Below are 20,191 nucleotides of genomic sequence, written 5' to 3'. Positions count from 1 at the left end.
GGTGCGGACCCGGCGCACCCAGTCGATGACGGCCGACGTGACGGCGACGCTGTACGCGACCGCCACCACCGAGGGGGAGGCGGGGGCCGGCTGGGCGGAGGGGCGGGCGAGCGGCTCCGGCGACGCGTCCCGGCACTGGGAGGAAACGGTGCCGCCGACGCCGTTGTGCGAGGCGCGGCACCGCGTGGAGGACGAGACGCTCCCCACGACCGATGTCGCCGGCGACGTGCGCGAGCTGATGATCGTTCGTGACGACGGGACGTACACGATCAACCCTGCCGGCCCGTTCACCGCCCCTGTGACGGGCACGGACCACGCCGTCTACACCGGCTGCGAGCCGGAGGAGTTCACGACGCCGGTGTACGACGCGATCGTCGTCCCGGAGGCCCCCGAGGCTGAGCTGACGGGTCACGTCGGGGCGGGCGGCACGACCATCGACGCGAGCCGGCACGTGACCCAGGACGGGTGGGACGCGACCTTCGCCTACCACCTCACCCTGGTCTGTGACGGCGGCACCGCCCGTGCCGCCGCGGCGCCGGGTTGCACGACGCCGCCCCCGACGGCCGAGGCCGGTGGGCCGTACACGATCATGCGCGCGGGCACTGCCAGCCTGTCCGGGTTGGCTTCCCGCGGCGACATCGCCAGCTACGCGTGGACGTTCGCCCGGGGGCCCAGCTGCCCCGACGGCGCGGCCCTGCGCCCGGGCACCAAGTCCGGCGCCCAGACCACGCTCGTGCCGCTGTGCGACGTGGTCGCGACGCTCACCGTCACCGACCGGCAGGGCCGCAGCGCGACGGACACGGCCAGGGTCACTGTGGACGAGCGGCCCTTCAGCCCGACCCGGGTCACGCATCGCGAGCAGGTGCGCACGACGCGGCTGGATCCGCGCACGCCGCGGAAGGAGCCGACGGCGCGCGCGAAATTCGCGGCCGGGCTCAACGTCTCCCGGTGCGCCAAGGACCTGTCGAGCATCCTCTGCCCCTATGTCCGTTTCCCCTACGTGGGCGAGGACACCCGGCGCGGCCACGGCTACACGCTGGCGCGGGTGAACGACCCGCAGGGGCCGTTCGACGGCTTCTTCCACGTCGACACCGCGACGATGAGCGTCCAGCGCCTCGGCATCGTCAACCCGTGGCTGCTGCCGAACGGTCGGCGCTCGCGCGGTGCACGCGTCAACTTCTACACCTACAACCGGCGGCGCGGCGCGCCGGTGCGCACCCTCATCGCCGAGATCCGACGTCACGAAGGGGAGGGCGGGCCCAGCCCGCTCACCGGGCACACCGGCGCGATGAGAGCCCACATAGCGGCGAGCCCGCTCACGTACGATCCCAACCTCGCGATCGAGCGCCTGTTCGCGCCGGCCGAGGCCGTGGCACAGCGTACCGTCGACCGGGCCCTCACCCGGGTGGAGCTCGCGCTCGACCGCGTCAGCAGCGACCCGATGCCGGGTGAGTACAGCGACGACTTCTGGTTCTGGAACCGCCGGCTGCGACATTGGGAACTGGCCACCATCGTCGCGGAGTAGCCTTCCCTCACCCTGCGGGGTCTGCCTCACGCACCTCGGGCGCTCGCGGTGAACAGAGCAATGCCGTCGGTGACCTCCTTCGTGGCCTGGCCCCGCGCCACGAGCAGGTCCAGGTGCGCTCTGGTCTCCAACGCGGCCATGCCCTGGTTGAAGACGTCCAGGTCGGCGTAGAGACGCTCGCGGCGGGTCCAGGTCAGCTGACCGGCGACAGCGTGCGCGGTGACGGCGGAGGTCCCCAGCGCCGCGAGGCTCTGTTCCAGGCGCCGCTCGTGGTGCACGAGCAGTTCATCGGCGCGGGCGTGGGACGACGTCGCGGTGGGTCCGTGGGCCGGCAGGACGGCCAGGTCGGGCAATGCCCGCACCCTGGCGAGCGAGGCCATGAAGTCGGCCAGCGGATGGTCGGCCGGTGGCGCCGTGAAGCCGATCGAGGGGGTGATCGTCGGTAGCACGTGGTCCCCGGCGAACAGCAGACCGGCCGCGCCGTCGACGAAGACGTAGTGGCCGGGCGTGTGCCCCGGCGTGTGCACGGCGTCGATCACTCGGCTGCCGACCGCGAGTTGCCGGTCGCCGTCCAGCCAGGTCTCGGGAGGCAGCCAGATCGCGGGATCGGGCCGCTCGCCGCCGTCGGCCGACCACACCGCCGCGAGTTCCTCGGCGCCCGCGGCGCGCAATTCCTCCGCGAAAGGATTCGAGGTCAGCTCCGGGTTGTTGAGCAGATCCAGCCCGGGTTTCTCCCCCAGGCCCAGGACAACCTCGGCACCGAATTCATGGCCGAGCACCGTGGCGAGCGTGTAGTGATCGCGATGGACGTGGGTCACCAGGAACCGGCGCAGGTCGGTGAACGCGTACCCGATCTCGCCCAGGCAGCGCTTCAGGAGGTCCCGCGCCGGGGCAATCGCCCAGCCGCCGTCGACGAGCGTGAGCCCGTGCTCGGTCTCGATGACGTACACGTTGACGGCCCTGAGGCCGTCCATCGGCAGGGGGAGGGGGATCCGCCAGACGCCGTCCGCGACCGGCCAGGCCCCTTCTGCGGTCCAGAGCTCGCCCGAGTCCGGGGACACCGCGGACGACGTTGACCTGGACGACGTTGACCTGGGCGCCGAAGACATGGGGCCCATCGTAGGTATCCCGATGTTCGTCCCCGCACGCTGGTGATTCAGACGCGGCCGCCAGCATGCCGCGCGCGTGCGCTCGCCGTCATCAGGTCCTGGTTCCTGCCGGTTCCTGCCCGGTCGTGCGGGCGAGGAGTTCGAGGACGTCGCCGAGGGCGCGGATGCGGCCGCAGAGCCACTCGAGGTCGTTGGGGTGCGCTGTGGGGATGCACTGGTTCTGGGCGTCGGTGCGCCACCGTTGAATGGTGGTTCGGAGATCGTCCAGCACTGGGCGGGTCGATGGTTCCACGTCTCTCGATCCTTGCCTCAGACTCGCCATCGCAGTTCCTCGTAGACGTCGGTCGGGAGGGTCCAGGGGCCGATCGTCTGCGGTGCCGCGACGACCAGGGCGACGTGCGAGTCCTCGACCGGTGCCCACATGACGTCGTCGACGATGAGCGCCCGGACGGGGTGGGCCAGCCACGCCTGGAAGGTGAAGCGGTCGAGGACGGCGGCGCACCGGTCGGCGGCCCAGATCTCGACGGTGTCGCGGCGAATCACGACGTCGACCGGAGCCTCGCGGCCTGTTGACGTCATCGTCCGGATGACCAGCGTCGCCCTGTGAACCATCGCCCCTCCCTCGTCACACGACGCTACGGGCGGAGTCGTGCACGGCGGATGGGACGAAGCGTCCCAGTGCTTTCAGTTGCGCCGCACATACCCTGACGGAAAAGCGCCGCCGTGGATTGAAGTGGCGAGGAGGTGGTCAGCGGTGGGAGAGCCGGGACCGATTGGGGAGCGCATTCGCTGGTTCCGCCATCAGCGGCAACCCGCGATGACCCAGCGCGAGCTGGCCGAATCCGCCGGGATCAGCGTGGACGTGATCTCCAAGCTGGAACAAGGGACCAAACAGACCGCCCCGCTCGTGACCCTGCACCGGATCGCAAGGGCTCTCGACGTCGACGTGTCCGAGCTTCTCGGTGAGCGGGTCAGCATTGACGCCGACGGTGACTCCACCAACTCCGGCGTCCTCGCGATCCGACGTGCGCTCGTTCCGCCTCCCGACACCGAGCCGGACGACGCCGAGGCCATCGCGAAGGGGGCCAGCTTCGCGTGGGGCGCCTACTGGGGCGGTCGCTACGACGTCCTCGGCGCCACGCTGCCCACGCTGATCACGTCGGCCCGCGCTGCGCACGATGGGACGGCGAACCGGGCGACGGCGGCGACGCTCGCCGGAACGTTGGCGGTCACAGCATCCACCCTCGTCCACCTCGGCCAGGTCGACCTCGGGTACCTCGCGATGGGCCAGGCAGTCCAGGCGGCGGAGGAGACCGGCGACGCGCTGCACAGGGCGGCAACCCTCGGCTGGTTGTCATGGCTGCTCCTCCACCTCACCGGCACCACGGACTACGCGCGGGATCTCGCCGTCACTGAGGCCACCACGCTTGGTGCCGCCGACACGGAGTCCGAGTCGAAGACGATCGCCGTGCGGGGGAGTCTCCTGCTGTCCGGCGCCGTGGCGGCGGCACGTGACGAACAGGTGGACGCCGCGGACGAGTTGCTGCGCGACGCCAGAGCCGATGCGGAGCGCCTGGCCGCGTTGGGGCAGCCGGTGCGGCGCGACTACGAGACCACGTTCGGGCTGGCGCAGGTGATCATGCAGGCGGTGGACATCGCCGTCGTCACCGATCGCCCCGGTCGCGCGCTCGACGCCGCTCGCGAGATGCCGCCGGACGCCGCGCTGCCGCTCGCGTCCCGGGCCCGGCACCTCGCGGACCGCGCCTACGCGCTCGCCGCGCTGGACAAGGACGAGAACGCCGTCGACACGCTCCTGCTGATCGAGCGTCTGGCACCCGAGTGGATGCGCTACCAGGCATACCCGCGGGCCACGGTGCGAGAGCTGATCGAGCGCGAGCGGCGGGCGCGGACGCCGCGGCTGCGGGAGCTGGCCGAACGACTGGGCGTCGTGGCGTGAGCCTTTGACGGACGTCGTCCCGTGTCATCCTCCGTCGGAGACTCTTTCGAATACTCCGGTGAAGGGGTAGTCAGGGGCTACCAGCCTCCAGATTTCTCCGGAGCGCGTCCGATACCAGTGCTCCTCGAACACGGTCGCGCCCGCGTAGCGTGAAGCCACCGGGACCTCTTGCAGCAGGCCTTCACCCACTGCGTCAGAGATCCATTGAGTGAAGCGCTGATACTCGCCCGGAGACTTGAATCCCTGAATCTCTGTCAAGGGGTCCTGGTTCATCCCAACCTATCCAAACGATCCACTGCGGATGATCCACGTGGGGTCCACCTGCGGGACGAAAATCTGGCTTCCTCCTCCTACAAGGCTGCGTTGAGCGGCGGCAACACCTTCATAGAAGGTTGTCCCCGCTGGGATCTCGGCCACGACCCAGCGAGTTGCAAGATTACCCCAAGCCGGATCGAGCGCGCTGTCAACGATCGATTGCACGGGCCCCGCTGGCTCTACTCTCGTCCAATACGCACCGATCTGCTTCGCCGATCCTCCGTACACTCGGTAAACAGTGGTTGGGAGATCGGAGGTCACTTGTTGGTACGTCCCGCTTCGAAATGTGGTCGCGATGGTCTTCGGTAGTGGTCCTTCGTTCATGGGGCCGAAGGGGATAACCCGAGCGTTTTCGATCGAAGCAAGGTCCCGCACGCGGGGAAAGGCTTGCGCCAGGTTTCGTAGGCGCGCGCCGCCGGCCGTCAGTCCCGCCGCGAGTAGTTTGCCACCCCCGCCGACGCCAACGGTGTGTGCCAGGCCCGCCACGCTACGGCCCAGCTTCGCCACGCCTACGACCCCACGTCCACCCGGTATCAGGCCGAGGGCGGAGAGCGTCAACCCACCCAACCCGATCTGACCGTGCGCGAACCTGCCCAGGTCGTCGGCGAACACCGCCGCACCACCGGCCATCGCGGCTGCCATCAATGCCCAGCCGACTGGGCCCGAGACGAATGCCGCGGCGATCCCGGCCACCAAGGCAACTTTGCCGGCCAGCCTGACGAACTCGTCCCACGAGCGGAAGGGCTTGCTGACCGCGTGCCATGTTTCCTGCCACCACGGCTTGTTCTTGATCTCGCAGTCCTCAAGCGCCGCTTCGATACCACGAACGCAGCGTGACTCGGCGTCGCCTCGCAGTGCGGCGGCCTGGTCCGCCAGCCGCCGAGCCCGATCCAGATCCTGGTCGGCGACCACCGCTCGCCGCGCCGCTGCCCGTACCTGTCCCCGGACGCTCTCATCCAACCCGGTCGTGGCCGCTTCAACCGACGCCGGCTCCAGCCCCTGGCCGTTGACGAATAGCACCTGTCGATCCGGGGACAGCAGCGCGTACACCTCACGCATCGCGGCGTGGTACCGGGTGTCGGCGTCCATCCCCTGGCGGAGTGCGCAACTCGCCTTTGCTCGGGCCTCCTCCAGCGCCGCCGCGAACGCGGTCAATGCGTGGCCGCATGCGTGGTAAGCGCGTTCAAGCTTGCCCAACTCGCGAGGCAGTTCGGTGAACGCGTCGCGGAACCCGGGCGCGTAGTCGCCCTCCATCCGCAGTTCGCCGGATGCCAGCGCCTGCAACCGCCCCACCGTCTCGTGGACCCGGCTGGCTTCCTGGTGCAGGCGCCATCCAAGCGCCCATGTGCGAGCGGGATCGCCTGGAGCGGGGTCGTCACGATCCAGGACGGCCCACTGGCCCATCGGTCATCCTCTCCAGGCCCGGGTGTCATAGCGCGTGGCGCCGTAGCGGACGTCACGCACGTCACTACGCCCTCCGGTCTGGGGACGGTTCTCGACCGCTGCGTGGCGCGCGCCCGCTCGACGCCGCGACTCCGACGGAGAGCGGAGGGTGCCGGCGATCGGATGAAGGGGTGATTCCGGGACGTTGCGTCGTCCTGGGGCCTGTCGTTGCTCGGATGGCGCTACCGTTGCCGTCGTCAGTCACGCACCGCGCACGATAAGATGCGATCGGTGACATTGCTGGGGCTGGCAAAGGTTCACGACGCCCGGGGGAGCGCGACTTGCTGAGGAAGACAGCCCTGATCACGGGGATCACTGGTCAGGACGGTTCGTACCTTGCCGAGCTGTTGCTGGAGAAGGGCTACGAGGTGCACGGCGTCGTCCGGCGCTCCTCGCAGTTCAACACGGGACGGATCGACCACCTCTACCAGGATCCGCACGATCCCAGCGCTCGGCTGTTCCTGCACTACGGGGACCTGACCGACGGATCGCGCCTGGTCACGCTGCTGGACAAGATCCAGCCGGAGGAGGTCTACAACCTCGCCGCGCAGAGCCACGTCCGCGTGTCGTTCGACGAGCCGGAGTTCACCGGTCTCACCACGGGGGTGGGATCAACCCGGCTGCTAGAAGCGATCCGGATGATGGGGCTCGAGTGCCGCTACTACCAGGCGAGCAGCTCGGAGATGTTCGGCGGGACGCCGCCGCCCCAGAACGAGCGGACGCCGTTCTACCCGCGGAGCCCGTACGGCGCGGCGAAGGTCTACTCGTACTGGATGACGCGGAACTACCGCGAGGCGTACGGGCTGTTCGCCGTCAACGGCATTCTGTTCAACCACGAGAGCCCGCGCCGGGGCGAGACCTTCGTGACGCGCAAGATCTCCAAGGCGGTCGCCGCCATCGTGGCCGGCAAGCAGGACTACCTCTACATGGGGAACCTCGACGCCGTGCGCGACTGGGGGTACGCGCCGGAGTACGTCGAAGCGATGTGGCTGATGCTGCAGGCCGACGAGCCGAGCGACTACGTCGTGGCGACGGGAACGGCGTACACGGTGCGGGACTTCCTGCAGTTCGCGTTCGCGCACGTGGGTCTGGAGTGGGAGAAGTACGTGCGCTTCGACGAGCGTTACCTGCGGCCGACCGAGGTCGACGCCCTGATCGGCGACTCGTCGCACGTTCAGCGAATGCTCGGGTGGCAGCCGCGCGTCCTCGCGCCGCAACTCGCGGAGACCATGGTTGGCGCCGACACAATTCGCCTTGGTGCCTTAGGTCAACAAGGTGCACGCCCGCACGCCGGGCTCTATCCAGTCGGACGCGCGGATCAAGGATGATCCCCATGTGGCCCATCAACGTGTGCGACTTCGCTGGCTCCCACAGGAGTCGCGTCGGAACCCGTGCCGGGAACGCCCTCGCCGCTGTCACGGTTTCCCGCCGAGCGCGACGCGTGAGGCGTGGACACCTCACCTACCTGACCTTTCAGAAGCTCCGGCAGATCGAGTGGTGTCTGGCGGAAGTGCGTCGTCGGCGAATCCCTGGGGACTTTGTAGAAGCGGGCGTGGCCCTAGGCGGTTCTGCGCATCTCTTGGCATCACAGATCAATGCAACGCCCACCCAGAAGAGACAGTTCATCGGCTACGACACTTTTGGAATGATTCCGGCGCCGACGGAGCGAGACGGAGGCGACGCCCATGAGAGGCATAGGGTAATAGCCGCCGGCGGCTCACAGGGAATATCTAGAGGTGAGACCTATTACGGCTACATGCCGGACCTGTATGGCAAGGTCTGCGCCAACTTTGCGACGCTTGGCACGCCTGTCGACGGGGACAACGTCCGCCTAGTTAAGGGTCTATTCGCGGATACACTCTGCACATCCCCGCCTCAGACTGTGGCATTGGCGCACGTGGACTGCGATTGGTACGACCCAGTAAGTGACTGTTTGAGTTCCCTGGCGCCGACAATATCTGACGGTGGCTTCATCGTAGTCGATGACTACAGAGACTACGAGGGCTGCCGGTGGGCGGTTCACAAATTCTTGGACCGACGTCGAGACTTTCAGATCGTGGCTCTGTCGCAAAATCTAACAATGCAACGCATCTGATACCTGCTAAAGAGCCTTGCTCTGTGGGGGCGACTCAGAGTCCGAAAGGCAGGATATGCGGAACGCTCAAGCGGATAAATTGCTTCATTTGCAAGAGATCACTCTCGCAAAGTTCGACGAGGCGTTTGGGGCTGCGTCAAGTCTAATCATTGGAGACGTTCCCGATCATCCCAATGTTGGCGACAGCGCGATTCTACTGGGAGAGTTGCAATGGGCAAGGATGAGCGGAAAGCGGGTCAATGCCGCATATTCACTCGACACATTCTCGCAAAGATCCAGTCGCAAATATCTCTTCAGCGATGCTTCAATAGTCATTCATGGCGGCGGAAACCTGGGTGGGCTTTATCCACATCATCACCAGGCGCGAATTGATATCCTCACAACCTTTCCGGACGTGCCAACTATTCAGGCGCCGCAATCGTACACCCACGTCTCAAAGGAGAGAGATGAGGAATTGCGGTTAGCACTGCTGGCGGGTGTTGATCGGACTCTGATGCTTCGAGATCGGCGGAGTCACGAATTCTGGAGCCAACAAATGGCTTCGGTCGCCACGATTCTCTCACCTGACGGTGTCCACTGCTTGGGCCCAATTAAGGCGCGAGCACCCGAGGTCGATGTGTTGGTCCTTGGGCGAACAGATGCAGAACGCCAGGACTCCGAAATCACCGGAACCGATTGGCTGAACCTCGCCCCGGACAAGTGCCTGCATCGTGTCCGCAGAAGCATTGCCCGCCGCCACGACAATCTGGGGAATTTGTTGAACCTCGATGTTGCCGCTTGGGAGAAGCTCGCGCAAAGACGGGTGGTCCGTGGAGTAGATCTGTTGAGCAAGGGCAGGACCATCGTTACGGATCGCCTGCATGCAATGCTCCTTGCCCTCCATCTCGGCCGCAGAGTCATAGCAGTCGACAACAATAACGGTAAGCTGGGAGCATACTTTTCCACGTGGCTTGCCGACATGGATTTTGACATTCTGTGGGCGAGCAGCTTACATGAGGGTGCAAGGCTCGCTCAGGATCGGAAGAGCGCCTAAATGTCGTCGTGGGGTTCACCTCTAATAAGCATCGTATTGCCTGCCAGGAATGCTTCGCGTTATGTGGCTCGCACGATCGATTCACTGAACGGTCAGACGTATGGCCGATGGGAACTGATCTTCATAGATGATGGTAGTACGGATAAAACACTGGACATCGTAGAGGCGAAGACCCAAGGCCCGCTCACAGTAATCTCTCAGAGGGAGTCATTGGGAGTCGCGAGTAGCCTAAATAGGGGCCTAGAGCGAGCAAGCGGGGAACTCGTTATGCGATTGGATGCAGATGATGTGTGTCACCGAAATCGAATGGCACACGCTGTTCAAGCATTCGAAGCTAATGCCAGAATAGATGCGCTTGCTACAGGTTTCCAGTACATCTCTAGCACTGGGCGCAAGCTTGCCACTCCTCGGCTCCCGGGGGAATTGAATTCCGCAGAGGTGCGTCGATGCATTCTGTTTCAGAACCCCATCTGCCATCCATCGGTTGTGGTAAAGGCGACTTCGCTAGAAGGATGGCGCTATTCGGGTGACTTCTTGTGGGAGGATTATGAATTGTGGCTTCGCACTCGTAACGCTTGGCATTGGAAGATCTTGCCGGATCGGATGATCGCTTGGCGACTTCATTCATCAAATCAGTCTCGACGGGATTCCTCCCTCGCAGCGAAGCAGTTAGCGCCGTCGCTGGTGGCGGCGTGGCGAGAGACGGGAGTCCATATCGACGATGGCGCAGCGGCAGAATTGCTGCTGCCGGGCGCAACGGGACGGCAATCCTTCTTGCTTGAGGCGCATCGCCTAGCGGGCGCTTGGCATAGTTCAGTCGAACGACTCGAAAATCCAAGACTAATGGATTGGGCAGCGGCTGCGATAGCACAATGGCGGTTACGGGCCATAGGAGTAGCATTTCGATTGCGACACCGGGTGCTCGCGTGGGAGATGAGGAATAAGTTATGGTCACCCGGGTTGGTGTGGGCTGGCCTAGAAGCGGCAGTCCGTCGTGCCCAACTGGTCCACGCACTCAGAAGCGAACCCTAGAGGGAGCCGCGACCTATCTTTGGTCAGTCGGTGAAAGAGTTGCTCAGCGAGTGGTTTCGGTTTCAGTGTCGCTCGCCCTGCCCCTAGTTGCGTCTCCTGAGCGGCTTGGCACCTACGGTTTCGCTATTGCAGCCGTAACGATGCTCCAGGCTGGTGGCGACGTCGCGCTGAGGCAATTCGGCGCCGCATCGAGCGACCTGCAAGCCCGTGACTTGACTCGCCTTTCCCGATACGGGTATTTCCTGGGAGGATCAGCGGCGGCCTCCCTCGTCGGATTGATTCTTCTTCTCATGCCGGTCCTCGGCTTCTCGGCGGGAGATACCCGCGTCTTGCTGCCGCTCGCGCTGGTGCCAGTTGCAGCTGCAGTGCACCTTCCCCGAGTTGTGCTCTTACAGCGTTCGGGACGCTACCAGCAGTTAGCGCGCCGTCAAGTTGCCGCGGCTGTATTGAGTCTTCCCGTCGTGATACCCGTGATGCTCTACGGCGACATACTTCTTGCCGCCGCCTGCCAGTCGTTAGCCGTGGAAATACTCATTGGATTGTTGCTTTTTCGCGTAGCGGTCCCGTCGCTGGCTCCGGAAAGCGGAATGGTGCGAAGGTGGTGGCGCGCCCTGAGTCCAATTTCTGGCGTAAATTTTCTTGCAAATCTGCAGCCTGTGGCAGACCGTGTCTTGATTGGCATCATGGCTGGTTCTAATGCCCTGGGAATATTCACGTTCGCTTACTCGATGCTCCGCTTGATCGCTGATCCAATACTGACAGGTGTCAATGCAGTTTTGGTTACTCGCTTGGCCCAATCGCCTTTGGATGCCTCGTCACGAGAATGGACGCGATGTCTAAACGTAGCTTCCCTATTGGTCCTTGGGTGCGCAATTGCAACAAATGGGTTGATAATTCCAATAGGGTACAAGGTTCTAGGTGCTGACTGGAACTCTGCCCTTGCGATTACCCGTTGGCTAGTCTTGGCAGCATTTCCGATGATTCTCAGCTGGTCGGTGAATGCGTACCTAATCGTTCGAGGGCGAAGCGTCATGAATATACTCACTCAAATGGCCGCGAGCGCCTTTGCTGTAATTCTTGCTGTTTGCGCCACTGAAGGGTATGCGTTGCTGGCGCTTGCTTTGCTGTTGCGTGAATTCTCGCTGGCCTTTGCACGCACTATGTTGGTGCCGACCGACCACCGGCCCAGGTTCCGTCTGTGGTGGGGAAGCCTAATGCTCGGCGTGATAACGAGTGGCGTGGCGAGCGCATTGTGACGCAGTTGGTCCTGGGAAAAGATATCCTAGGCGTGCCGCCGGCAAGCGCACTATATTTCTTGTGCGTGACGGTTGGAGCGGTGCAGGACTCGACGCACCCGTGCCGAACGAAGTTGGGGTCGCGCGGGTTGCTGCGAAATGTGCTCGCCGACGCGGAGAGTAGGCCGACTGGCGAACGGTGTTCTGGAGCGGTGACAGGGCTCGCCTCGGAACGTGCGCCTACCTCGTCTGTTGATCGGCTACTCCGGATGCAAGCGTATGCCCATTCTGGGCTCTGGATATGATGAGTCAATCTCCTCCTGCGGAAAACTGAGTCTCGACTCTGGAAGTGTCGGAGACCTTGAGGTCAGTGTGTGATCTTGGGCGTAAGTGCGACCAGGCGATGAAGGCAGCTGAAATGACAAGTGAGTAATAGACTAGGCGTGTAGCCGATCGCAGATTATATTGGAGAATTTGCGCTAAAAAGGAGGTGGTCAACCCGTAGCAGAGTACGGTCAGGTAGGCGCGGGGAACGCGTCTCAGGCTTTTTGCCGATCTGTGGATCAAATTGAATATGCCGGCAACTGTGAATATGTAGATTGAAAGGTAGCCCAAACCGTGGTTCGCGAGCTCTCCGAGGCCGCTGTACGGAATGAAGGCGTGAACGCGCAATTGCGGACTGATATTTGACCATGATGTCATCGTTCCTGGCAACGGATTCAAGGATACAATCATGGAAGATTCGGGAATCGGTGGGACCTGCGTTGCGACGTATGTCGTCAGAGGAAGGGTGAATAGGACATTACTAAGTCCTTCCGACGCTGCCAGGGGGACCTGAGCAAGGTGCAGAGAAGTGTATTGGAGATATGGCCATAGCCCGTGCCCCTGATCGCTGGATCTCTCAACCAATGCAACCCCGAATAGGGCGAGACTCAAGGCTATGGCGCCGATTGCATGGGTACGCCTGACGGAATTTGGTCGGCAGATTCCGGCGCCAATGAGCGTGAGCGGCGCGACAAGTGCGAGGGCTCTGCTTGCCCGTGCGAATGCAAAGATGGAGATCAGTAGGATCAGCAGGAGAGCATATTGTCTCTGCGGTCGATTCTTTGCAGTGGCGGCGGCTCCTCCCAGTGCAGCACTGAGTGGAAGCATGAGGGCGGATCCGAGTGTGGCGAGCTGCGGCGAACCAGAGATGGCCAGGTAGCGATCTGAGTGAAGAAGCGTGCTGGGCCCGACCGCGAATACAGTCGCGATGAGAATTGCCGTTCCTAATCGAGGAACGAGGGTCATTGGTGTTCGCGTTTCCGCACTCAGGTGATGAGCGAGAACCTGGCGTGGACTAAAAGAGACGTTATGTGAACGATGCAGAGCGCCAAGACTAAGAGCTGCCGCAGAGGAGGTGGCGCAAATGGTAAAAAGCATCACTGCCTGATTTTTTGCATCGTGATCGACGTACCACTTAATGAGTGATGCACCAGGTGTGTACCGGGGAGTTGTTGGATTCCAGACAATTGCGCTAAGGGCAAGGGTCGCATAGACCGCCCACATGACGAGACCAGGTTGATAGGGTCGCGGGTGTAGTGACAGTAGGAGTCCTACTTGGAGAAGGAGCGCTGTGATGCACAGAAACGAGGGGGTCGACAACGTCAATCCTTGCTCAGAGAAGTTCGCCTTCAGTACTTATCAATAATGGATCGTTGTCTCTCAATGGCGTGCTCGTACCTCTCAAGGAGAGCACTTGCCAGAGAGGATTGCGTCCAGTGGGAGTTGAATAGTCGAAGACCCTGTTCCGACAGGGTCTGTGCAAGCACTGGTGATGTGGCCAAGTGGATCAATGTTTGGGTGAGATCGTATGCGCGAGGCTCCACGATCAGGGACGCGCCAGCATCTTCCAGCAGTCGAGAGATGCCCGTGTGTCTGGTGATGATAGTCGGCACACCTGCTGAGAGTGCTTCCAGGACGATCATGGGGTAGGGCTCATCGACGCTAGGTAGGACCATCGCCGTGGCGGTAGCAAGTATTCGTCGAACTTCAGCATTTGGAAGCGGGCCGGGTATTCGAAACCTTTCGCCGGATCCGGAACTGCGGATGATTTCCTCGACGTTTGCCAGTTCGCCCTGATCGATTCCGGCCATGGTGAACGTTCCCTCAAAACCGGAGTCCAGATACCGCACCCCAGCTTCGGCGAACATTATTGGATTCTTCCGCGGATGGAAGCGTGATGCGAAGACAAAGTGAGGCAGCTGCGGGGGGCCAGCCCATGGCGGAGCGTCGGACGAAACGGCATTGTGGATTGGATAGATTCGATCTTGGGGAACGCCAAGGTCTTGAAGTTTGATGAATTCCTGAGGCTCTAGTGAGAGATATGCATCGGGCCTGGTGTAGGTGTCTCTAGCGAATAGTAGATCAAACGTTTTCGCAAGACGCGATCTAGGTGGTGCAAGCATTCCGTGTGCCTGAGCAACGATCGGTTTCGGAGAATTGCGAAGATGTCGAAGGGTGGATGTAGTTATGTGGTCTCGGCACGCGTGTACGTGAAGGATGTCGGCCCACTCTGAGAGAGATGCTATGTGCCGCCGGATTTGAGGGGCGATAAGTAGTCGCAGGTCTTTAGTGGGTAGGGGTTTCAACAATCGTGCTAGCGTAAGGCTGGGTACGCCTTCCGTGGCGTATGTGGCGGAAGGGTTGCCAATCCAACCAGCGAGGATTTGTGTTTCATGACCTGCGTCCGCGAGTGCCTGGGCCTGGGTCTGCACGACTCGCCAAACTCCGCCCGACAATGGTCCGGGTCCAGCAACCGTTGCGACAATTCCGATTCTCACAATTGAGGCCTATCGATGCCTCGATTGTCCTGTCGTGATCTGGATTGGGGGGATGTGTTCAATTTGGAGCTTCGCCCACGCTTAATGTTGATCTGCCAAAAATAGAAGGCGTGCGCCATGGCGTAGTGGAAGCCGGCGCGGCCGTCGAGGTAGCCGCGCCGCATCACGTACGAGTACAAGAAGAACGCCAACGGCTTGAACGGCAGATCGGCGTAGCGCCGACCGCGGGCGGAACGGGAGCCCCGGACTTGGTCCGCGACGTCGGGATGGTCCCGCAGGTACGCCTCCCAGTCGCTGTACCGGTTGTGCCGGGAGAAGTAGTCGTACAGCGGGTCCCGGTCGTTGTGCTCCAGTCGGCCCGTCAGTCGGCCGACGCTGCCATCAACGATCGGCTGGTAGTGACCTTCCACCTCCCACATCGTGGCGACCCCAAGATCGTCAATGTGTGGCCAGCGAATGCGGTCCGGACGAACCAGCGCGCGCTTCGTCACCTTGTGGCCGTGACGCAGGATCCGACCGAGGAAGTGGTAGTCGAGCTCGATATCGAAGGCTGCGTGGGGGAGCGGCCCGGAACTGAAGAGGCGCTGGAGTTCAGCGGTGAGTGGCGGAGTCACCAGTTCGTCCGCGTCTAGGTACAGCACCCAGTCGTGTTTGAAGGGGAGGTTGAGGAGGCTCCATTCCTTCTTCTTCGGGTAGCCGCCGTCCCAGGTGAACTGGACGATCTCTACGTCGAACTCCTTGGCGATCTCGCAGGTAGAGTCCTTGCTGTGGCTGTCCACCACGAACACCTGGTCGAAGGCGGTGACGCTTTCCAGGGTGTGCCGGATGACGCGTTCCTCTTCACGCGTCATCACGATGACCGACACGGGGATCTTCGACATCGTCACGAGGCTCTCCGCAGGACCAGGATCATCGACATGGCGAGCGGGGGGATGCGGCCCACCCGGTGGAACGACTCTTCGCGGAATCCGCACTCGTCGGCGAGCGCGGTGAGCGTCGAGCGTGAGAAGAACTTGATGTGGCCGTAGTCCCAGCCGGGGCTCCAGTGGTGGTCGAACTTGTTAGTCGCCGCGAGTGCCAGGTTCTTCAACCACCCGTGATACGGCGTGGTGATGATTAGCCGGCCCTGCGGAGAGAGCGCCTCGTGCGCCCGCTGGAAGAGCGCACGGGGAAGGAACAGATGCTCGATGACCTCCGCGGAGAGCGCGACGTCGAACGCGGTCCGCAGATGACCCGGTAACGGCTGGGACAGGTCATGTTCGGCGAACTTAAGGTCCGTGTGCGTCGTTTGCGCGTGACCGATGCCGCTTGCCGCCATGTCGACGCCGACCGTTTGGAATCCCCGCTTGGCCAGGGTCGCCGTCAGCGCGCCATTGCCGCAGCCTAGATCGATGAGTCGGCGGCTATCGGCAGGCCCGAGGATGCGTTCCAGCGCTGGGAGCAAGACGCTGTGGTTGTGGGCATGACCGGCGCCGTCCCACTCGTATTCGGTGCGTGCGCCGGAGATCGCCGGACGGCCGGACGGTGGCATGTAGGGCTCCAGGTTCGAGAGGTCGTCTAACTGGTACGGCGGCGCGAACGCACAGCGCCCGCCATGATCACTTCGTGTGGAGCGATGACGCAGCCTCGCAACACGGTTGCCCGGGCGGCGATCCAGGCGCCTGCGCCTACGTGGATCGGGGCGTTGTCGAACTCGAAGGCCGGGTCGCGGTGGCGGTGGCTGCCCGTGCAGAGGAACGCTTCCTGGCTCACGCACACGTCGCGCTCGATCGTGATCGGCTCCAGGTTGAGCAGCCAGGCGCCCTCGCCGATCCAGCAGTCGTCACCGATCGACAGCTTCCACGGCCACAGCACCCGCACCCGATGCCGGATCAGCACGTGTTCGCCGACCGTCGCGCCGAACGCACGCAGGATCGGGGGACGGAATCGCGCCGGCAGCCACCACTTCACGAAGACCAGGTTCATCACGGCGAACCAGGCCGCCTGCCACAGCACGGAACGGCCCTTGTCGTAGCCGGTGCCGGTGAAGTCCCGCAGCCGCCGGTCCACCGCCGCGCGCTCGCCCAGAGACGTCATCGTGCCCCCACGCAATCCGCCAAAGCGGCGTCGAGCCGGGCCAGCGACTCCGCCTTCCCGAGCCGCGCCGCCGCGTACCGCCGTCCGGCCGTGCCCATGCGCGCACACGCCGTCCGGTCGTCCCGCAGCTGCATGACCGCCTTCGCCAGCTCGCCCGGATCGCCCGGCGGGACCAGCACGCCGGCGCCGTCGGTCCGCGACAGCTCCCGCGCCGTCGCGCCGTCCGAGCTCACCGCGGCCAGGACCGGCCGCCCCGCGGCGAGGTACGACGTCAGCTTGCTTGGCAGCGACATGTCACCCACCGACGGCCGCTCGTTCACCAGCAACACGTCCGCCGCCGCGAGCGCCTTCGGGTAGTCCGCGTCGTCCAGGGGATCGGCGAAGGTGAGGTTCGGCAAGTCACCGGCCTGTGCCTCCACCGCTGCCCGCTGGCTGCCGTCGCCAAGGATGACGAACCGGACCCCGGCGTCGGCGCCGACCAGCCGGGCCGCCGCCACCAAGTTCCCGAGATCCTGCTTCAGACCGATGTTCCCCGTGTGGACGACCGTGAACGGCGCCGCCGGCCAGCCGAGCACCTGGCGTGCGCTCCCGCGGTTCACACCCGCGCGCTGGATGTGCACCCAGTTCGGGACCACCGCGATCCGATCGTCCGCGATCCCGTAGTCGTGCAGCGTTCCGCGGAACGCGTCGCTGACGATCGCGACCCGGTCGGCCTGCCGCAGCGCCCACCGCTCCAGCCCGGCCGTCGCCCGCGCCACCCTCCCGCCGCCGCTGATCCCGCTCTGCCCCGCCGCCTTCGCCATCAGGTCCTGAACCACCACGAGGGACGTCGCGCCGTACCGCTTCGCCAGCACGGCCGCCGCCACGGCACCGCCGAGGCTCGGCGTCACCGAGACGACGACGTCCGGCTGCGGCACCGTGCGCGTCGCGACGGCGTTGAGCAGGAACGTCAGCTCGTACGTGGCACGCGTGAGCGCCGTCTGCCGCGACGGGACGTAGTGCCGCAGGCGGCGGAGCACGAGGCCGGCCTCGTCATCGAGGTCGTTGAGCGGCAGGGGGCCGGGTTCGCGGCGGCGGACGAGGAGCCGGCAGTCGTCCGGCACCCGCCAGGTCGGGTAGTGGGGCACTCCGGTGAGCACCGTGACCGACGCGGCGCGGCGCGCGAGGTGCTCGGCCATCCCGGTCGTGTACGGCGCGATCCCGGTGGGCTCGGGCGCGTAGTTGATCCCGACGACAAGGACGTGACGCCCCGCGACCGGGTGCCCCGGCGTGCGCGTCGTGCGCGGGCCCTGTTCCGGCAGGCGCCTGCGTGACGCCTCCCCGGCCTCCCGCAACGACACGACGGCCGCGGCCTCCGACGAGACTCCCCCCAACGGTCCCTCCCCCGAGAGCGACGGCCGCGAGCCGCCGATGTCATCCCCCTGACGCCGCAGACTCTAGAAGCTCACGCCGGGTGGCACACAAATTACTGGCTGTAAATGGCGGCTTGCCGGGGGGACTCATCGTCCGTTCGCCCGAGACGTGGCGGGGGGGAAGGTAGCGGGCACCGCCGGAACGCGGGGAGCGCTACCGCACGACGGCGCGCAGCCCGCCCGGGTGGCGGCCCGCCAGCCGGTCCAGCGCGGCCGACGCGGCGTCGTCGGCGGGGAGGTAGACCACCATGCGCTGCTCGTCGGCGTCCGGCAGTTCCAGCGTCTCGAACGCGAGCCGCAGCTCGCCGGCCTCCGGGTGCGCCCACCGCTCGACGCCGGTGCGGCTGTGCGTGTCCGTGTGCGTCCGCATCCGGTCGCGGAACGCCGTCCCGCCCGTGACCGTGAGCTCGTTGACCAGGTCCAGGACGAGCGGCTCGGCACGCGCCGATTCGATCCTGAGCTGCGCCGCGTGCCGGTCCGCGACCGCGTCCCAGTCGGGGAAGGTGGCGCGGGCGCGGGGGTCGGTGAACAGGAACCGGGTCAGGTTGGGGTTTTCGGCGTCCAGGAGGCCCGAAGGACCGGCCAGGTGCCGGAAGCCGGAGGTGACGGCCAGGACGTCGTTCAGCCGGTTCAGCACCATCGCGGGCGCGGGATCGAGCCGGTCGAGCAGGGCCCGCACCGTCGGGCGCACCTCGCGCGCCGGTTGCGCGGCCCGGCACAGGAGCAGCGAGCCGTCCACCGCCTTGGCGAGCAGGCGCAGGTGGAGCCGGTCGTCGGGCGACAGGCGCAGGGCGTCGGCCAGGGCACCGAGCACCTGAGGCGAGGGGTTGCGGTCGCGGCCCTGCTCGAGCCGGGTCAGGTACTCCACGCTGATCCCCGCGACCGCGGACAACTCCGCCCGGCGCAGGCCCGGCGTCCGGCGCCGTCGACCACCCGGCAGGCCGACGTCCTCGGGCCGGATCCCCTCCCGCCGGCCGCGCAGGAACTCGCCCAGGGCGCTCTCGCTCACGCAAGCAGCGTATCCGCGCATCTCGCCGTTAGCGTGGCCCTGCCGGTGCCCCCCTCAGCGCGGGCTCCCTCCGCGGCGCGCGGCCGGACACCGTTGGGTGCATGCCTACTGACCTGGACTCCACGATCCGCATCGCCGTCATCGCGGGCAGCACCCGCCCGAACCGCCGGTCCCCGGGAGTCGCCGCCTGGGTGTGCGAGACGGCCGCGCAGCACTCCGCCGTGAAGGGCGGCGAGGTCGCCGTCGAACTGGTCGACCTCGCCGACTACGCGCTGCCCCTGCTCGACGAGCCCCTGGCCGCGATCTTCGGCGAGTACCGGCACCCCCACTCGAGGCGCTGGGCCGAGACCATCCGCTCGTTCGACGGCTTCGTCTTCGTGACCCCCGAGTACAACCACTCGCTCCCCGCCGCCCTGAAGAACGCCGTCGACTACCTGTACGCGGAGTGGCACGACAAGGCGGCCGGCTTCGTCGGGTACGGCGCCTCCGGTGGGGGTATCCGGGCGGTCGAGCACCTGCGCGCCGTCCTGGCCGAGGTGAAGGTGGCCTGTGTCGGGTCGCAGGTCGCGCTCTCGGTCTTCACCGATTTCCGGCTGACCGGCCCGGCCGACCCCGGGACGGTGACACCGGCTCCGGATCAGGCGACGGCGCTCCTCCGGATGCTCGATGACGTGATCGCCTGGTCGCGGGCGCTCAAGCCGCTGCGCGACGTGGTCCAGGCGCCGTCCGCGATCGCGTAGCCCGTACCGTGGCCGGGTGCTGCTCGACTGGGCCGGGGAGACGGCGCGCCGGTACGGCGGCTCGACGGGCGGTGTTGCGGGCGGTGTTGCGGGCGGTGTTGCGGGCGGTGTTGCGGAGTTGCGGACGGCGTCCCAGGCCGTCGTCCTGACCTGCGGTGACGTCGTCGTCAAGGTGCATCGGCCGGAGACCGACGCCGCGCTGCTCGGGGCGCGCCTCGCGTTCTGCGCCGGGCCAGGGGGCGGCGGGCTGCTGGTCGCGCCGCTGGAGCCGGAGCCACTGCGCGTGCCTGAGCTCGTGGTTGCGGGGGAGGGGGCGCGGTGGGCGAGCGTCTGGCCCCGGGTCGAGCCGGTGGCGCAGGACCCGGGCACCGCCCCCTGGGCTGTCTCT

The 20,191-nt window shown here is 65.2% G+C and carries 18 protein-coding genes and 1 pseudogene; 9 read left to right on the top strand and 10 right to left on the bottom strand.

Annotated elements, in window-relative coordinates:
- On the top strand, window positions 1-1,525 hold a 1,525-nt coding region (locus AC08OU_RS10815), incomplete at its 5' end, for a hypothetical protein (RefSeq protein ID WP_476604825.1).
- A 26-nt stretch (window positions 1,526-1,551) separates the two neighbouring features.
- Here the strand turns inward: AC08OU_RS10815 and AC08OU_RS10810 are convergent.
- The 3 genes from AC08OU_RS10810 to AC08OU_RS10800 form a co-directional block, all read right to left on the bottom strand.
- On the bottom strand, window positions 1,552-2,586 hold the full coding sequence (locus AC08OU_RS10810) for an MBL fold metallo-hydrolase (RefSeq protein ID WP_476604824.1): 1,035 nt from the start codon (window positions 2,584-2,586) through the stop codon (window positions 1,552-1,554).
- Between the two features lie 139 nt (window positions 2,587-2,725).
- Window positions 2,726-2,926, bottom strand: a complete 201-nt coding sequence (locus AC08OU_RS10805; RefSeq protein ID WP_476604823.1) for a hypothetical protein — start codon at window positions 2,924-2,926, stop codon at window positions 2,726-2,728.
- Window positions 2,927-2,943: 17 nt separating this feature from the next.
- Window positions 2,944-3,246 (bottom strand): hypothetical protein, encoded by a 303-nt coding sequence (locus tag AC08OU_RS10800; RefSeq protein ID WP_476604822.1) that lies wholly within the window; start codon window positions 3,244-3,246, stop codon window positions 2,944-2,946.
- Between the two features lie 37 nt (window positions 3,247-3,283).
- On the opposite strand from AC08OU_RS10800, the gene AC08OU_RS10795 reads away from it, so the two are divergent.
- Window positions 3,284-4,591, top strand: coding sequence for a helix-turn-helix domain-containing protein (locus AC08OU_RS10795; RefSeq protein ID WP_476604821.1), 1,308 nt, complete (start codon window positions 3,284-3,286; stop codon window positions 4,589-4,591).
- 279 nt (window positions 4,592-4,870) lie between these two features.
- Here AC08OU_RS10795 and AC08OU_RS10790 read toward each other — a convergent pair whose 3' ends face one another.
- Window positions 4,871-6,190 (bottom strand): hypothetical protein, encoded by a 1,320-nt coding sequence (locus AC08OU_RS10790; protein WP_476604820.1) that lies wholly within the window; start codon window positions 6,188-6,190, stop codon window positions 4,871-4,873.
- A gap of 440 nt (window positions 6,191-6,630) precedes the next feature.
- Between AC08OU_RS10790 and gmd the strand changes: the two genes are divergently transcribed.
- The 5 genes from gmd to AC08OU_RS10765 all read left to right on the top strand — a co-directional run bounded on the left by gmd (window position 6,631) and on the right by AC08OU_RS10765 (window position 11,765).
- A complete protein-coding gene (gene gmd / locus AC08OU_RS10785; RefSeq protein ID WP_476604819.1) occupies window positions 6,631-7,677 on the top strand; it encodes a GDP-mannose 4,6-dehydratase in 1,047 nt (348 codons plus the stop codon).
- A 5-nt stretch (window positions 7,678-7,682) separates the two neighbouring features.
- Window positions 7,683-8,444, top strand: coding sequence for a TylF/MycF/NovP-related O-methyltransferase (locus AC08OU_RS10780; RefSeq protein ID WP_476604818.1), 762 nt, complete (start codon window positions 7,683-7,685; stop codon window positions 8,442-8,444).
- Window positions 8,445-8,499: 55 nt separating this feature from the next.
- The gene (locus AC08OU_RS10775; RefSeq protein WP_476604817.1) at window positions 8,500-9,477 is read left to right on the top strand and encodes a polysaccharide pyruvyl transferase family protein; all 978 of its coding nucleotides are present in this window, start codon (window positions 8,500-8,502) and stop codon (window positions 9,475-9,477) included.
- On the top strand, window positions 9,478-10,509 hold the full coding sequence (locus AC08OU_RS10770; RefSeq protein WP_476604816.1) for a glycosyltransferase family 2 protein: 1,032 nt from the start codon (window positions 9,478-9,480) through the stop codon (window positions 10,507-10,509).
- A 65-nt stretch (window positions 10,510-10,574) separates the two neighbouring features.
- Window positions 10,575-11,765: an oligosaccharide flippase family protein gene (locus AC08OU_RS10765; protein WP_476604815.1), complete on the top strand. Its 1,191-nt coding sequence runs from the start codon at window positions 10,575-10,577 to the stop codon at window positions 11,763-11,765.
- 1,652 nt (window positions 11,766-13,417) lie between these two features.
- On the opposite strand, the gene AC08OU_RS10760 is transcribed toward AC08OU_RS10765, so the two are convergent.
- From AC08OU_RS10760 to AC08OU_RS10735, 6 genes are all read right to left on the bottom strand, one after another.
- On the bottom strand, window positions 13,418-14,566 hold the full coding sequence (locus tag AC08OU_RS10760; RefSeq protein WP_476604814.1) for a glycosyltransferase family 4 protein: 1,149 nt from the start codon (window positions 14,564-14,566) through the stop codon (window positions 13,418-13,420).
- On the bottom strand, window positions 14,563-15,432 hold the full coding sequence (locus AC08OU_RS10755) for a glycosyltransferase family 2 protein (protein ID WP_476604813.1): 870 nt from the start codon (window positions 15,430-15,432) through the stop codon (window positions 14,563-14,565). Before AC08OU_RS10755 ends, AC08OU_RS10760 begins: the two co-directional genes overlap by 4 nt.
- 17 nt (window positions 15,433-15,449) lie before the next feature.
- Window positions 15,450-16,097, bottom strand: coding sequence for a class I SAM-dependent methyltransferase (locus tag AC08OU_RS10750; RefSeq protein ID WP_476604812.1), 648 nt, complete (start codon window positions 16,095-16,097; stop codon window positions 15,450-15,452).
- A 26-nt stretch (window positions 16,098-16,123) separates the two neighbouring features.
- The gene (locus AC08OU_RS10745) at window positions 16,124-16,642 is read right to left on the bottom strand and encodes an LbetaH domain-containing protein (protein ID WP_476604811.1); all 519 of its coding nucleotides are present in this window, start codon (window positions 16,640-16,642) and stop codon (window positions 16,124-16,126) included.
- On the bottom strand, window positions 16,639-18,015 hold the full coding sequence (locus AC08OU_RS10740; protein WP_476604810.1) for a glycosyltransferase family 4 protein: 1,377 nt from the start codon (window positions 18,013-18,015) through the stop codon (window positions 16,639-16,641). Before AC08OU_RS10740 ends, AC08OU_RS10745 begins: the two co-directional genes overlap by 4 nt.
- A 193-nt stretch (window positions 18,016-18,208) precedes the next feature.
- Complete coding sequence (locus tag AC08OU_RS10735) at window positions 18,209-19,063, bottom strand: helix-turn-helix domain-containing protein (RefSeq protein ID WP_476604809.1); 855 nt, start codon at window positions 19,061-19,063, stop codon at window positions 18,209-18,211.
- 101 nt (window positions 19,064-19,164) lie between these two features.
- On the opposite strand from AC08OU_RS10735, the gene AC08OU_RS10730 reads away from it, so the two are divergent.
- Window positions 19,165-19,803 carry an NADPH-dependent FMN reductase gene (locus tag AC08OU_RS10730; RefSeq protein WP_476604808.1) on the top strand — a complete coding sequence of 213 codons (639 nt, stop codon included), beginning with the start codon at window positions 19,165-19,167 and terminating at the stop codon, window positions 19,801-19,803.
- A gap of 16 nt (window positions 19,804-19,819) precedes the next feature.
- Window positions 19,820-20,191, top strand: a pseudogene (locus AC08OU_RS10725) (hypothetical protein); the annotation flags it as partial.

It is taken from the genome of Frankia sp. CcMO1 (assembly GCF_977945845.1).
Note: the sequence above shows the minus strand (reverse complement) of the source record. Positions and strands in the feature narration are given on the sequence as shown.